This window comes from Sporosarcina sp. GTC18466 (assembly GCF_055389225.1).
The window spans coordinates 100,579-115,124 of record NZ_AP044037.1 but is presented as its reverse complement, the minus strand read 5'-3'; the positions used below and the strand labels follow the sequence as shown (position 1 = coordinate 115,124).

At 48.5% G+C, this 14,546-nt stretch carries 13 protein-coding genes; all 13 read right to left on the bottom strand.

Features of this window, described 5'->3' with window-relative positions:
* Positions 1-109 precede the first annotated feature (109 nt).
* The 13 genes from ftsZ to rsmH all read right to left on the bottom strand — a co-directional run bounded on the left by ftsZ (position 110) and on the right by rsmH (position 14,520).
* Positions 110-1,273 (bottom strand): cell division protein FtsZ, encoded by a 1,164-nt coding sequence (ftsZ, locus tag ACZ5FK_RS00550; protein ID WP_464805979.1) that lies wholly within the window; start codon positions 1,271-1,273, stop codon positions 110-112.
* Positions 1,274-1,316: 43 nt separating this feature from the next.
* Positions 1,317-2,600, bottom strand: coding sequence for a cell division protein FtsA (gene ftsA, locus ACZ5FK_RS00545; protein WP_464805978.1), 1,284 nt, complete (start codon positions 2,598-2,600; stop codon positions 1,317-1,319).
* A gap of 97 nt (positions 2,601-2,697) precedes the next feature.
* Positions 2,698-3,066: a small basic family protein gene (locus ACZ5FK_RS00540; protein ID WP_464807463.1), complete on the bottom strand. Its 369-nt coding sequence runs from the start codon at positions 3,064-3,066 to the stop codon at positions 2,698-2,700.
* A 2-nt stretch (positions 3,067-3,068) separates the two neighbouring features.
* A complete protein-coding gene (locus ACZ5FK_RS00535; RefSeq protein ID WP_464805977.1) occupies positions 3,069-3,788 on the bottom strand; it encodes a DUF881 domain-containing protein in 720 nt (239 codons plus the stop codon).
* 20 nt (positions 3,789-3,808) lie between these two features.
* Positions 3,809-4,546: a DUF881 domain-containing protein gene (locus ACZ5FK_RS00530; protein WP_464805976.1), complete on the bottom strand. Its 738-nt coding sequence runs from the start codon at positions 4,544-4,546 to the stop codon at positions 3,809-3,811.
* Positions 4,512-5,306: a cell division protein FtsQ/DivIB gene (locus tag ACZ5FK_RS00525; RefSeq protein ID WP_464805975.1), complete on the bottom strand. Its 795-nt coding sequence runs from the start codon at positions 5,304-5,306 to the stop codon at positions 4,512-4,514. Before ACZ5FK_RS00525 ends, ACZ5FK_RS00530 begins: the two co-directional genes overlap by 35 nt.
* Positions 5,307-5,318: 12 nt before the next feature.
* A complete protein-coding gene (gene ftsW, locus ACZ5FK_RS00520; protein ID WP_464805974.1) occupies positions 5,319-6,416 on the bottom strand; it encodes a putative lipid II flippase FtsW in 1,098 nt (365 codons plus the stop codon).
* Between the two features lie 156 nt (positions 6,417-6,572).
* Positions 6,573-7,925, bottom strand: coding sequence for a UDP-N-acetylmuramoyl-L-alanine--D-glutamate ligase (murD, locus tag ACZ5FK_RS00515; protein WP_464805973.1), 1,353 nt, complete (start codon positions 7,923-7,925; stop codon positions 6,573-6,575).
* Positions 7,922-8,899, bottom strand: a complete 978-nt coding sequence (mraY, locus tag ACZ5FK_RS00510) for a phospho-N-acetylmuramoyl-pentapeptide-transferase (RefSeq protein WP_464805972.1) — start codon at positions 8,897-8,899, stop codon at positions 7,922-7,924. Before mraY ends, murD begins: the two co-directional genes overlap by 4 nt.
* A gap of 115 nt (positions 8,900-9,014) precedes the next feature.
* A complete protein-coding gene (locus tag ACZ5FK_RS00505; RefSeq protein WP_464807462.1) occupies positions 9,015-10,928 on the bottom strand; it encodes a penicillin-binding transpeptidase domain-containing protein in 1,914 nt (637 codons plus the stop codon).
* Positions 10,929-10,984: 56 nt separating this feature from the next.
* The gene (locus ACZ5FK_RS00500) at positions 10,985-13,165 is read right to left on the bottom strand and encodes a penicillin-binding protein (RefSeq protein ID WP_464805971.1); all 2,181 of its coding nucleotides are present in this window, start codon (positions 13,163-13,165) and stop codon (positions 10,985-10,987) included.
* Positions 13,166-13,200: 35 nt separating this feature from the next.
* Positions 13,201-13,572, bottom strand: a complete 372-nt coding sequence (gene ftsL / locus ACZ5FK_RS00495; RefSeq protein WP_464805970.1) for a cell division protein FtsL — start codon at positions 13,570-13,572, stop codon at positions 13,201-13,203.
* A 15-nt stretch (positions 13,573-13,587) separates the two neighbouring features.
* Positions 13,588-14,520: a 16S rRNA (cytosine(1402)-N(4))-methyltransferase RsmH gene (rsmH, locus tag ACZ5FK_RS00490; protein WP_464805969.1), complete on the bottom strand. Its 933-nt coding sequence runs from the start codon at positions 14,518-14,520 to the stop codon at positions 13,588-13,590.
* Positions 14,521-14,546 lie beyond the last annotated feature (26 nt).

Sequence of the window (14,546 nt, the reverse complement as noted above, 5' to 3'; positions counted from 1 at the left end):
TGTTTGTCGGAAAGGGGATTTATTTTCTTTGTTTGTTCGACAACTTCTGAGGGTGGTTTTGAGGAAATGAAAAACCCGGCCCGTCTTTCCCGGGCCGGGAGTATATCTATTATCTGCGTTGACGATTGCGAAGGAAGGTTGGAATATCCAAAGCATCCTCCTGCTGATTCGATTGCGGCTGCCGTACTGGCTCAGACTGCTGCTGGTATTGAGGCTGCTGCTCCTCCCTGCTGATTCGCGGTTGCTGGGCAGGCTGGGATTCACGCTGGCGCGTAGAACCGAATCCGCCTGCGCGGTTCGGGCGGGCCGTGGTCAATTGCTCTTCGGTAAAGCCGGTCGCAATGACAGTGACGATAATTTCGTCTTTCAAGTCATCGTTAATGACGGAACCGAATATCATATTAACATCCTCGTCCGAAGCGGATGCGACAATATCGGCTGCCTCCTGCACTTCGAAGAGGCTTAAGTTTGAGCCGCCTGTAATGTTCATGATGACGCCTTTCGCTCCATCTATCGATGTCTCAAGCAACGGGCTGGAAATTGCTTTTTTCGCCGCTTCGGCCGCCCGGTTCTCGCCTGTCGACATGCCGATCCCCATAAGGGCAGAGCCTTTATTGGACATGATTGTCTTCACATCAGCAAAGTCCAGATTGATCAATCCAGGAGTCGCGATCAAGTCGGAGATGCCCTGGACACCTTGACGCAGCACGTTATCCGCTTCACGGAACGCTTCGAGCATCGGCGTGTTTTTATCGACAATCTCAAGAAGTTTGTCATTTGGAATGACGATGAGCGTATCAACAGATTCCTTCATCGCCGTTATTCCGCCGATCGCCTGTGTAGAACGCTTGCGACCTTCGAAAGTGAATGGACGAGTGACAACGCCGACCGTCAGAGCACCGAGGTCTTTTGCCACTTGTGCGATGACTGGCGCGGCACCTGTGCCAGTACCGCCGCCCATGCCAGCAGTGACGAAGACCATGTCAGCTCCTCTGAGCGCCTCTTCAATCTGCTCTTTGCTCTCTTCGGCTGCCTTTTTGCCTACTTCAGGATTCGCACCAGCTCCAAGTCCTCTTGTAAGTTTTGCACCAATCTGTAATTTAACCCCTGCGTGGGAAAGTTTAAGCGCCTGTGCATCCGTATTGACTGCGATGAATTCAACGCCTTGTACACCATGCTCGATCATCCGGTTGACGGCATTGTTGCCTCCACCACCGACACCAATAACTTTTATGACAGCGAGCGAATCAATATTCGTATCAAAATCTAGCATCCGTCTCTCCTCCTAGTTTCTCTTAAACAAGTAATCTGCATGCTCATTCAAAAAATCCATCGAAAAATTTCTTTGTTTTGCTGATGAGGCTTCCCTTTTTATCCTTCGGCCGTTCACTTGCAATCTTTTTGCCGGCAGGCACCCGCTCTTTTTCATGCAGGACAGGCTCAGCGTGTTCGTCAGGTGATATACCGAAATACGTATCCTCCATATCAGCATAACGGATAAGACCGACCGCTGTCGCATACATTGGCTCCCTCACCCCGATATATTCCGGAGTGTACACGCGTACACGCGTCTTAAGCACATGCCTTGCGAGCTGCAAGATCCCCTCCAGTTTCGTTGTGCCGCCCGTTAAAACGACACCGCCCGGCAGATCTTTGATCCCCATCTTGTACAATTCCTCCAAAACAAGATCAAACAGTTCCTCAAGGCGGACGCCAATGATTTCGGATATGTATCTTTGACTATATTGATCTTTCGTATCCACACCAATAACCGGGACTTCGAATAGTTCATCATCGGACGCATCGTCATAGAATGCATGTCCGAATTGATGTTTGATTTTCCTGGCTTGTTCGGTTGGAGTTTTCAAGACGATCGAGAGATCTTTTGTTATATGATCGCCTCCAACCGGCACGACAGCAGTGGAGATGAGCCGGTTGTCACCGAAGACAGCGACGGTCGTGGATCCCCCTCCGATATCGATGAATGCGGTTCCGTGGTTCTTCTCGTCATCTGTTAATGCAAAAGTTCCTGATGCGAGCGGCTGCAAGTATATTTCGCGTATGACGAGGCCTGCCCTTTCCACGCATCGCAATATATTATGGACAAGGGTTTTTGATGTGGTGATCAATGTCCCGTCCATTTCCAGCCGGACACCGATCATTCCTCTCGGATCAGTTATTTCATCATAGTCATCCACAATGAATTGCTTAGGGATGATATTGACGATTTCACGCTCAGGCGGCACTGACATCACTTGTGCCGACTTCATGACGCGCGCAAGCTCATCGTCCGTTATTTCGCGGTTCTCCGAATTGACGGCTACCACGCCTTTCACATCCTGCAGGACAACCCCTCCGGCGGGTATTCCAAGAATGACATCCCGTACCGTCATACCAGTCATCCGCTCAGCCTGCTCAACCGCTTTCCGGATGGATTGCACAGTCGCATCAATATCAATGATTGTCCCTTTCCGAATACCAGCGGATTGGACATTGCCGACACCAATGACATGCAGGGAACCGCCATCGACTTCACCGATCAGCACTTTGACCGAAGAAGACCCTATATCAAGAGAAACATAGATCGTAGACTGACTCAATTCATGGCACCTCCCATAACAACTCTTATACTCCATTCTATTGTATTATAGTCCAGTTGTCTAAATATTTTCGCCATCCATTCCCCAAATCCTTTCATCACTGTTCTTTCGATGCATTTTCTTTCCGGTATTCCGTCCATTTCCCCAGCAAAATCCTTCGAATGACAGCGATATTCTGGAACAGACGGACGCCGAATGCGAATACCGCGGCCAAATAGAGATCGACTCCAAGATGGACGCCGAGAAAAGCCAGCGCGGCAGCAAGGGCGATGTTGAAGAAGAAACCCGAAATGAACACCTTGTCATCATAGATATGCTGCAAGTGCGCCCGGATCCCTCCGAATAGTGTATCCAGCGCGGCAAGCACCGCAATCGACAAATAGTTGCTGTATACGGGAGGGATTTGTATGTCCGACAGGAGTCCGAACGCTATTCCAAGTATGAGCCCTAGAAAAGGCAGCCACATGGTCATTCTCCTTTCGGCAGTTCTTTAAGATACTCGTTCTTAAATTTTTCTGGCCAGCCGTTGATCGTGACTTTCTTCTGCGGCTTTCCGATTTCAAGCAGCAGATTATCGACATAGAAATCATCCTGAATAGACGAAGCAAGAAGATAATTGTAAAGCTTTTCGCTGTCTTTCATCGTCTCGCTGACGACTTTAATCTGAAATGGCGGCATTTTGATCGGCAGACCATTCACGGATGTCTCTCCATTGATATCCCGGATTGAACTGAGGATTGTGTATCGCTTTCCGTCGATTTCTAGATCGTGACCTTTGAAACGGTTCAGATCATTGACAAAGCGGATGAGCAAGTCTGATGAAATGCTCGTGATCGGCATTCCATATGCGATACTTTCCGGGGAAGGCTTCACTTCGATGACAATGCCGGGTCCGGTCAAGTCCGTTTCGCCTGCCTGCCTTCGAAGGTTGTCCACCGTCGTCCCAAGCGCTTTCGCCGCATTACCGTCATTTTCTGTCTGATAAGCGGACAGGGTCTCATCCAATTCCCGGATTTCCTTCAGCAGCTCCGAATGTGTCTTCTTCTCTTCAGCCAGCTCTTGGCGGATGGCCCATATATCCCTCGTATCACGTTCCTCAGGATGTTTTACCGTATTGTATTGAACAGCCACCATAAACCCGAGCAGCAGAAGGATGGCTGTAAACTTCCAGCTGATTGATGGTTTCATAGGCTCCCCTCCGATCCGCCTCAGCTCTCATCCCGGATGGCTGGCATTTTGACATCTTTCAATGGTTCTACACTTACAACAACATTATCGCGCTTCAGCCCGTCAATCACGCCGCCTTTCAAGGTCAGGGCAGAAGAGAGCACTTCCGAATCTCCAACCGCCTCTATGACAAAGGGGGCTGGATATGTCCTTCCGTCCACCGTGATGACAGGACCCGTGCATTTGATATAGGAACCTGCTGTGATACGCTGGCCGTTGATCGCAAGGCCTTCCGCTCCGGAGATCCATAATTCATTAACAACCCTCAAAATATGTGATTCATGAACAATGTAATCATTTGGATTCTGTTCGACCGGATCATAATCAGCGTCTTTCAAGACAACCCTCACTCCAGTGCCTACGGCCGGAACTGTCCCAAGGAGCAGACGGAGTTCCTGCGCCTCTGTCACCAGGCCCTGATAGTGTTTCTCCTTATCGGATATGCTCTCTTCCGCCACACGGATCATCTTCTGCTTTTCATGGATTTCATCAGTCAGTTCTTTATTCCTCTCCTGCTGATCGATCAATTCATTGCGATATTGCTCCTCCTTGACCGCTGCGGGCGACTCATGAAAAGATTCATTTCCCATATCGCCCAGCATGCGGTAGGAAAAGGCAAGAATGAAACCGAGCACAAGGAAAACGAATGAAAAGAGAATATGTCTCCCCCTTTTGCGGTTTGCATCATTCTCCTTCTGCTTCACTTTCAACTGTATCACCTGCCTCTTCCCCATCAGTTCCGTATACTTCACTGAAAGGGGTAAAAAAAGTGCCGACTTCCATATCGATTATACCTTTTTCATGCCCCTTCAATTGAGCGGTAATTTGTGGATAGTAACCCATCTGCTCAGCGAACGTTGGAATGACAGCATGCACTTCATATCCATCATCCATATATACGACAAGGCTGTCCGGACTTTTTTCGGAACCTGTATAAATAATTTCCGATACTAACTGGAATACAGTCCTGTCCATTTTCGCCAATTGCTTGATCAGCCGCTTTTTCACCGTTTCATCCGGCTCTCCAGTCAGGATCGGTACGTCCAGCCGATCCATCTCGCCTTTGAAGATTTCACCATTATCAAGAAGCAGGGCATACTCTCCTTTTTCTTCAACATAGGCGACAGTCGCATATTCTTCGACTTTGAAAGTGACGTCTCTCACCCATTTCCGTGACACAGACACGGATTTCACTCCTTCGACCTGCATTAGCCTTTTTTCGATGTCGCCGCTTTCAAACCCCCACAAGGAATCGCCCTCTTGGATACCACTTTTCTGTATATACGCATCCTGAGAGTGCAAATGGGCGCCTGTGACTTGAATTTCACCGATCGAACTCATTGACGATTGAAAATAGAGAAGGATAAGGAGTGCGCCACAAAATATCGCAAGGACCAATAAGAATTTCTTGTTTGTCCGCCTGCGCTGTTTTTTTCGCATAGACGGTATCCGTTCCTGGATATCAATGACTTTCTCCATATCCACCCCTCCTCATCCATCTTGTTTTCTATTAAAAGCAAAATGCAGTATTGTGCCGATCGCCATCCATGTTGTAAGGAGCGAAGAACCTCCATAACTGATAAACGGCAATGTCACTCCTGTAACAGGCAGCAGGCCGGAGACCACTCCTGTATTCAGGAAAGTTTGGAACGTTATCATGGACGCCATGCCGGCCGTCATCAGAAAGGCCTCATACGACCTGGTCCTGATTGCGATTCCGAAAGCGGATACGAGGAGTGCTGCAAAAAGAGCGAGCAAGACGGTCGCCCCGATAAATCCGGTCTCCTCCGCAATAATCGAGAATATGAAATCATTTTGAGGCTCCGGCAAGTAAAGATACTTCTGCCTGCTATTTCCGTACCCATGCCCAAAAAGACCGCCTGGTGCTATTGCAAACAACGATTGGATCCCTTGAAATCCTTTCCCCAGTGGATCGCTCCACGGATCGATATAGGACTTAATACGGTCAAGCCGATATGGCGCAGATGCGATGAGCGCGACAAATGCCCCCACTCCGAGCGTGCCAAGCAGTCCGAAGAAAGAAATCGGATAGCCGGCAATGAACAGAATAACGAACGCAGAAACGATCATTATGACGGCTGATCCAAGGTCTGGTTGCATCATGATGAGCGCACCCGGCAAGAGGATCAGTCCAAAGTGGCTGAGCCGAATTGCACTTTTCTTCCCGGGTATCCGTTCCATACTGCATGCCAGTTTCCCGATTAGCGCCACTTTCACGAACTCAGCCGGCTGAAGGCTGACCGGCCCTAAAGCGATCCAGCTCTGTGAACCGTTCCGAACAGAGCCAATCCCAGGAATTAACACTGCTGCTAGCAAAATGACAGTAGTGTAGTAGAAGAATGTCCAAAAAGACGGCTTTGAGAGCAAAGGGCTCCTCATCATCATGAAAGCAATACCAATTGATACAACCATGTAAATACCTTGCTTGACAATAAAAGGCGCCGAATCTGCGTAGTGCACCTGGCCCCAGTAGGAGCCGGCCGAATGGACAAAAACAAGTCCAATTAGCGACAGCAGAATCGCGGAACTCACAAAAGTGACCTTTAATTTCCGTTCCAGAAAACGCATCCTTCCTTATTTGCGATTCGTAAAGACAGTATGCCTGGATGGAAGTCTCCAGGCCGAAGTGCTAAGAGAAATGATTCCATTGTATGTCATCAGCTTTGCGCCTTCATTACGTGCGGATTAAGTTTCAATGACATGTGCACAGTCTTTCTATGACCATCAATCCAGCGCCATGACAGCTTCAATGAACTTGTCGCCGCGTTCTTCAAAATTTTTGAATTGATCCCAGCTTGCGCAGGCGGGCGACAACAGAATGACGTCTCCTCTGTCCGATAAGTCAAAACTGAGTCGTACAGCCTCTTCCAGATCTGACGCCTGCTTGACAACCCGCACGTCACAATCCCTGGCGAACTCAGCGAACCGTTCCGCGGTTTCCCCGACCGATATAACGGTCTTCACATATTTCATATGAGGTGCAAGCTCATCGAATGGATGGCCCCGATCCAGACCTCCCGCGATGAGGACAACAGGTGACTCAAATGAGGACAATGCGCTCTTTGTTGCAAGCGTATTCGTCGCTTTGGAGTCGTTATAAAATGTTCTGCCCTGGACTTCTTTGACGAACTGCATGCGATGCCTGACGCCTGTGAAGGAGCTGAGCACACTTTCAATCGCCCCTTTGTCACAGTCAGACAGAATCGCAGCAGCAGTGGCAGCAAGTATGTTTTCAAGATTATGCTGTCCAGGGAGCTTGATGATGGATCGCTCAACGTAAGGCTCCCCTTGCCAATAAATATACTGGTCATCTGTTGAAATGCCTTCACTTTTCCTGCCCTGCAAAGTGAAGGGGACCTTAACTGCATGGCTGTCTCTCGTGTACTCTTCCACTTCAGGCTGGTCCGCATTATAAATCAGGAAATCATCCTCGGTCTGATTTTTTGTCACTTGGGATTTGGCTAGCGCGTATGACTCAGATGATCCGTGATAATCCAAATGGGCATCATACAGATTTGTCCAGATGGCGATGCGCGGACGAAATTGTTCCGTTCCAGCCAATTGGAATGATGACACTTCCATTACAATCGTCTGCTCCCTTTTGGCACCGGCTGCGACAGAACAGGCGACCGTACCGATATTGCCGGCGATCAGCGGCTTCTTGCCCCCAATGTTCAGCATGTGATAAAGGATTGTCGTAGTCGTCGTCTTTCCATTCGATCCTGTCACTGCAATGATCGGTGCTTCACTGATCCGGTACGCAAGTTCGACTTCCGTCCAAACAGGGATGCCGGAGCTGACCGCTTTTTCGACAACCGGATTGGAGTATGGAATGCCGGGATTTTTCACAAGCACATCGAAGCCTCTGTCTAAAATGTTCTCAGGATGGCCGCCGCAGATAACTTCAATTCCCTTTTCCGCCAATCGTGCCGCTTCGAGGTTCCCTTCAGCGGGCGATGCATCATTCACGACGACGCACGCCCCCATCTCATGCAGTAGCTCCGCTGCTGCAAAACCGCTTTTTGCAAGCCCTAAAACAAGAATATGTTTATCTTTGAACTGATCCGGCTGTTTCACGTTAGCACCTCCATCATGACAGGGATTACGGCTGCAAGCAGTGCAACTCCCCAAAATACTGCAACAACCTTCCATTCCGACCAGCCTGACAGTTCAAAGTGATGATGGATCGGACTCATTTTAAAGACCCGCTTGCCTGTCAATTTAAAACTGATGACCTGGATGATGACAGACAACGTCTCTATCACATACACAAGACCAATCACGATTAGGAGCAACTCCTGTTTGACGAGGATGGACAACATCGCAAGAGCTCCGCCTAAAGCAAGCGAGCCTGTATCCCCCATGAAAACTTTCGCCGGTTTCATATTGAACAGCAAAAAGCCCAGCATCGCACCTGACACAACAAATGCGAACATCGCGATATCAAACTGTTCATAGTAAAGGGCATGCACTCCAAAAGCAGCGAATGCGATTGTCGAAGTTCCCGCCACAAGACCGTCAAGACCATCTGACAGGTTGACCGCATTTGAAAATCCGACGAGCCAAAATACGAGGAATGCAACATAAAAAATTCCCATGTCAATTTTGAATTCAGTAAATGGGATGGCGACCGTCGTATCAAAAGGACCCATCTTCAATAGGAAATAGGCACAAATGGCAATGATGATCTGACCAATCAATTTTTGCAGAGAAGTAAGCCCCAAATTCCTTTTCATGACAACTATGATGAAATCATCAAGGAAACCGATCAAGCCGAAGCCTGCCAGGACGAGTAGCAGAACGATTGTCTGTGTTGTCAATACATCTTCATATATGTATGAAAGTAAGAGCATTGAAATGATGATGGAAAAAAGGAAGATCAGACCGCCCATCGTCGGCGTTCCAGCTTTTTTCTGGTGGGCCTCAGGGCCTTCCTCTCGGATACTCTGGCCAAATTTCAATTTTCTCAATACCGGAATGAAAAACACACCGATAATGGCTGTTAAAATAAAAGTGACGGCAATTGCCGACAACGTCGTGACGAGTGTCATAGGTAATGATCTCCTTACTCTTTTTGGACATAGTGTTGATTGGGTGAACGGGTCGGATTGCGCCCGTCCACCACTTTTTATAGTAATGCACAAGTTGATATTCCGCTATAGTTTTTTACTCTGTATACAGATGGATGACATCGTCAACTTCTAGGAGAGTTTCGGGAGCAGGCAATTGGTATTTCACTTGTTCGCCATCTCCATGCCATTCGATCCGGTATGTGTGATACTGACGGGCGATCATCGGCTTTGTCATTCCGACCAAGTCAGGAGCACGGTGTGTCAAAGGATCTCCCCATCGATATTCTTTTTCCAGCTGATTCTCACGTTTCTCGATACCTGCTATTGCGGCAACTTCCTCCAGCACCTTACCGACAATCGGAGCTGCAATCACTCCGCCGAATTGGATGGAGTTCTTCGGGCTGTCGACTGCCACGTACGCGAGAAGTTCAGGGTCATCAGCGGGTGCGAAACCGATGAATGAAACGATGTAATCGCCATCCTTATAAGTGCCGTCAACGACCTTTTGAGCTGTTCCTGTTTTTCCGCCGACACGCAAGCCGTCTGTGAATGCGCCGCGGCCTGACCCGTTGGCAACGACCGATTCAAGGGCTTCCCTCACTTGAGCGGATGTTTCCTCGCTGACGACCCGCCGTTTCAGTTCGGGCTCAAACGATTTCACCGTATTTCCATTCTCGTCTTTAATCCCTTTAACGATGTACGGTTTATACAGATTGCCGCCATTCACCGCCGCCGCAACGGCTTGGACCTGCTGAATCGGCGTAACGGAGATTCCCTGGCCGAAAGCTGTCGTCGCCTGTTCCACCGGGCCGAATTTCTCCTTTGAGAAGAGGATTCCCTTCGCTTCGCCCGCTATCCCAGATCCTGTCGATTCTCCAAACCCAAAATCCCGGATATACTTATCAAGCCTCTCAGCTCCAAGCCTTTGTCCGATTTCAATAAAACCAGGGTTGCAAGAATTCTCGACGACTTCAAGAAATGTCTGATGGCCATGGCCAGACCGCTTCCAGCAGCGAAGGCGCGCATTGGCCACAACTGTGAATCCGGGATCGTTGAAATGCTCGTTTTTCAAGTCGATTAACTTCTCCTCAAGTCCTGCAGCGAGCGTGACAATCTTGAAAGTGGAACCAGGCTCGAATGTCATCCATACCGGCAAGTTGCGATTATAGATCGCCTGATCAGCTGATTGGTAGTCAGCAGGGTCGAACGTCGGAAAGGAGGCCAGGGATAAGATTTCTCCAGTCTTCGGGTTCATGATGATGCCCAGTGATTGCGTCGCATCATACTTTTCCATCGCCTGCATGAGTTCGCGTTCCAGCACTTTTTGCATTTCAAGGTCAATGGTCAATTCTACAGTAGATCCATTTTTCCCGGTTTGGAACCCATCGTCGACATGGGGCAGGGGAATAGTTCTGGCATCTGTGTAAAGACGGACTTTATCACCGGTCCCTTTCAGGATCTCGTCATACGCAAATTCGATTCCTGCCAGCCCGTCACCGTCATATCCAGTGAATCCAATCAGCCTGGCCAAAAGATCTTTATACGGATATTGTCTGATAAAGTCTACGCCTGTATACAGCCCGTCTATTTTCAGCCGGGTGATTTCATCCGCCTGTTCCTTCGATATGTTCTTACCTTTCGGCCCCAGCTTCACCATATAACCGGGTTTCTTCATCCGATCGAGAAGCTCTTTTTCATCGGCACCTAGAATCGGCGCCAAAATGGCCGCTACTTTTTCCGGTTCCTTATTCTGGGATGGCATGAAATACAGCGTCGGAGCGAGCTGGTTTCCGACGATCGTATTTCCGTTCCGGTCATTTATATTTCCACGGACCGCGCCAAACGGAATCTCCCGGTCCCAATTCGCCTCGGCGCGTTCCTTCAGCCATTCATGCTTTATGATTTGAACGTGGAACAGTTTTCCGACGACCATGAGAAGAGAGAACAGGAAAATGACAAACACAGCACGCAGCCGTTTTTTCGACTGTAGATTGATAGCTCTACGCAGCGCCCCACACCTTTCGTTTTTCTATCAACGTATGAGTATAGGCGCGGCGCTATTCGTCAGCCGCCCACGATCTCCTCTTCTTCTGCTTCAGGTTTTTCTTTGAATTGTTCAGAAGGCGGCTCGAGAATGATGACGATCGGTTCTTTTGCATCAACGACCGTACCAGCAGAGAGACTCTGCTCATTCACAAATCCGTCACCATTAAGGCGGATATCAAGGCCGGATTGCATTTTAAACGAAAGAACCATTTTTTTAGACCAGCCTGTGAAATCAGGCAATGTCGTCTTTCCGGCTGTCTTCAGAAGAACTGTCGATCCCGCAGTCACTTTTGTTCCGTCCCCAGGGTATTGGCTTTCAATCTTTCCGCCTGATCCGACGAGGACAGGATCCAGGCCTTCTGATTTCAGTTTATCCGTGATGGAGGATGAGTCTTTTCCAACATAGTCCTCAAGCGAGAGGATTTTCGTGGCTTCACTATCATCCGGCAATATATTCAAATACTTTAAACTGCTTTCCATAACCGGCTTGAAAATTTCGGAAACCGGATCTGAACCGGTCTGGGTCACATCGATATCCGGCTGCTGGACGAGCACATAAATGAGCAGCTGCGGATCATCGATAGGTGCCATGCCAAGAAAAGAATATAGATATTGCCCTTGCCCGCTAATATATCTCCCGTGTTTGTCAGGTATTTCTGCTGTTCCTGTCTTTCCGCCGACCTCATATCCGGGAATGGCGAACTTCCTGCCTGTCCCGACCTCTGAAGTGACTGTTGACGCGAGGATATCACGGACTTTTTTTGCCGTCTCTTTCGAAATCGGTTTCCCCTTCTCTTCGGGCTTATGGTTCTGGATGACCTCGTCTGTATTAGGATTGATAATCTCATCGATCACATACGGTTTCATCATGACTCCGTCATTCGCTATCGCTGTTGCTGCCTGGATCATCTGAATCGGAGTGACCGTCGAACCTTGTCCGTAAGATGTTGTTAGCCGCTCAGCAGGGAAATTGTCCAATATTTTACCCGGAGTTTCGTTCGGCAGGTCGATGCCGACTCTTTCACCGAATCCGAAGTCTTTCAGATACTCAATAAACGTGCGGTCACCAAGTCTTTCAAGCAAGTAAGCCATCGATACGTTGGAAGAACGCTGAAACCCTTCGAGGAAAGAGATCGATCCCCACCCTACCCGGTTATGGTCCCGGATGGTCTTATCATAGATTGTATACTGTCCCGACGGATATTTTGCGGCAGGATCCCACTTATTTTCTTCTATTGCAGCTGCGAGTGTGAATGTTTTCATTGTTGAACCTGGCTCAATTGTCGTCTCGACAGCCTCATTCAACCAGTTTTCCGTCAGGCCCTCACGTGTGCCGGGATTAAACGACGGCCTTTGGCTCATAGCATAGATTTCCCCGGTCTTAGGGTTTGTTACAACGACAAGCATTTTTTTCGGGGCATATTTCTGGTCAACTTTTGTCAAAGCATCTTCCACAAAATTTTGTATCGTCTTATCGAGTGTGAGACGGATCTCATTTCCACTTTGGGGAGCGACCATGTTCTTCTCACTTTTCGGCAAAATATAGCCCCAGAAATCTGTCTGGAAATCCACTTTGCCGTCGATTCCCGTCAACTCTTTGTCGTATGTTTTCTCAAGCCCCATTTTCCCGACTGTATGAAATTTGCCTGGTTCATACTCTTCCCTCATTGCGAAACCGACTAGATAGGAGGCGAAATTCCCGTTTGGATAAAATCGTTTCTTCTCTTCCATGAAATTGATGCCCGGCAAGTTTTCCCGCTCCATCGCTTTCTTGATCTTCTCCATCTTTTCATGATTGATTTCACGGCCGGCTTTGCCGAACTCAATTTGCCAAGGCATCTTTTCCTTGCTTGCCGCTTTTTGAAACCTTTCTAAAATCTCTTCTTTTTTCATAGGTATATATTGACTAAGAACATCAGCGGTCTTTTCGTAATCGACAACATGGTGCAAAGTATCGGAACCAGAAGGCGTCGCCTGGTCGCTTGTGACAGCAAAAAGCCGGTAGCTCAGTGTGTCGGTGGCAATCATTTCGCCATTGCGATCCACTATCTCTCCGCGCTCGGCCTTCAATACATTCTCCCGGGCGTATTTCATCTCAGCCATGGCCGCCATTGGCCTTCCTTCTGCCTGGCCTGTAATTTGAATTGCAAGCATCCTTCCGAGCAATAGGAAAAAGAGCCCCCCGTAAACTGCAAACATCAGAAAGGCTCCCCATTGAAATCGAAATTTCCTCTTCATTGTCCAGACACTACCTTTACGTTCTTCTCGTTAAGATGCAATCCGAGTTCCTTCGCCTTTTCCCAGATGACCTCATATGTAGATTTCTCGCTGACCTGGATGGACAACTCCGTATTCTGTTTTGCAGTTTCATCGATTTTTTTACTGATGAGTTGCACTTCCTTGTTTGTATCGTTAATTTGCGCTTCTGTATGTAAGATCATTGTTGCGAAAGTGACGACGATAGCCCCAAACAGCATGAACAGGAGTTTTTCGCCTTTTGAAAAGAATCTGCGTGACGGCCGGACCGTCACTTTCGGTTTAGGTACCTTAGTCGTCTCGATCGCCGGTTCATAGTATGTTTCAAATTTCCTTTGTTCCAATGCCATTTAACGCTTCCCCCTTCACTTTTTCTCTGCGATCCGCAGTTTCGCTGAACGCGATCTGTTATTCTCTTCAATTTCAGAATCACTTGGTAAAATCGGCTTTCTGGTCACCAGCTTTAATGACGGCTCCATTCCTTCCGGGATGACCGGCAGATTCGGAGGCAATTCCGGCAAAGAGGAGGCCTCTTTGAAAATTGTTTTACATAGCCTGTCCTCAAGCGAGTGGAATGTGATGACACATATCCGGCCGCCTGGTGTAAGCACTGTGATGGCGTCAGTCAGCGATTGTTCCGCTGCACCGAGTTCGTCATTGACAGCGATCCGGATTGCCTGGAAAACGCGTTTCGCAGGATGTCCGCCTGTTCTCCGGGCAGCTGCGGGAATCCCTTCTTTAATCACATCGACAAGCTCTGTCGTCGTTGTAATCGGTTCTTTCGCCCGTCTCTCTTCGATCTTCCGTGCTATGTTTTTCGCGAATTTCTCTTCTCCATAGCGGAAGAATATCCTCAGCAACTCTTCGAATGGCCACTCGTTCACCACTTCATACGCTGACAGGTCAGCTTCCTGATCCATCCTCATATCAAGTTTCGCTTCATAATTGTAGCTGAATCCTCTTTCCGGAGTATCGAGCTGCGGAGAAGAAACACCCAAGTCATATAGAATGCCGTCGACCGCATCGATTCCGAGTGCTTCCAGTTCCTCTTTCAGATATCTGAAGTTCGCATGGACAAATGTCACCCGGTCCAGATAATCAGCCAGTTTCCCTTTTGCCGACTCGATTGCAGTCGTATCCTGGTCGAAGCAGATCAGCCTGCCCTTGCTGGATAGCCGCTTGGCAATCTCCAAACTGTGGCCGGCACCTCCTAGAGTACAGTCCACATAGATGCCATCCTCTTTTATATCCAATCCATCGACGGCTTCCTGAAGCAATACCGTTACATGTTTAAACATTGAAACCGCCTTCTTTCTGCAATGTA

Bases quoted from the DNA above. Each gene is read 5' to 3' on its own strand.
- ftsL (WP_464805970.1), bottom strand. From the start codon at position 13,572: ATGGCATTGGAACAAAGGAAATTTGAAACATACTATGAACCGGCGATC.
- rsmH (WP_464805969.1), bottom strand. From the start codon at position 14,520: ATGTTTAAACATGTAACGGTATTGCTTCAGGAAGCCGTCGATGGATTG.
- ACZ5FK_RS00525 (WP_464805975.1), bottom strand. From the start codon at position 5,306: ATGGAGAAAGTCATTGATATCCAGGAACGGATACCGTCTATGCGAAAA.
- ACZ5FK_RS00540 (WP_464807463.1), bottom strand. From the start codon at position 3,066: ATGTGGCTGCCTTTTCTAGGGCTCATACTTGGAATAGCGTTCGGACTC.
- ftsZ (WP_464805979.1), bottom strand. From the start codon at position 1,273: ATGCTAGATTTTGATACGAATATTGATTCGCTCGCTGTCATAAAAGTT.
- mraY (WP_464805972.1), bottom strand. From the start codon at position 8,899: ATGACACTCGTCACGACGTTGTCGGCAATTGCCGTCACTTTTATTTTA.
- ACZ5FK_RS00535 (WP_464805977.1), bottom strand. From the start codon at position 3,788: ATGAAACCATCAATCAGCTGGAAGTTTACAGCCATCCTTCTGCTGCTC.
- ftsW (WP_464805974.1), bottom strand. From the start codon at position 6,416: ATGCGTTTTCTGGAACGGAAATTAAAGGTCACTTTTGTGAGTTCCGCG.
- ACZ5FK_RS00500 (WP_464805971.1), bottom strand. From the start codon at position 13,165: ATGTTTGCAGTTTACGGGGGGCTCTTTTTCCTATTGCTCGGAAGGATG.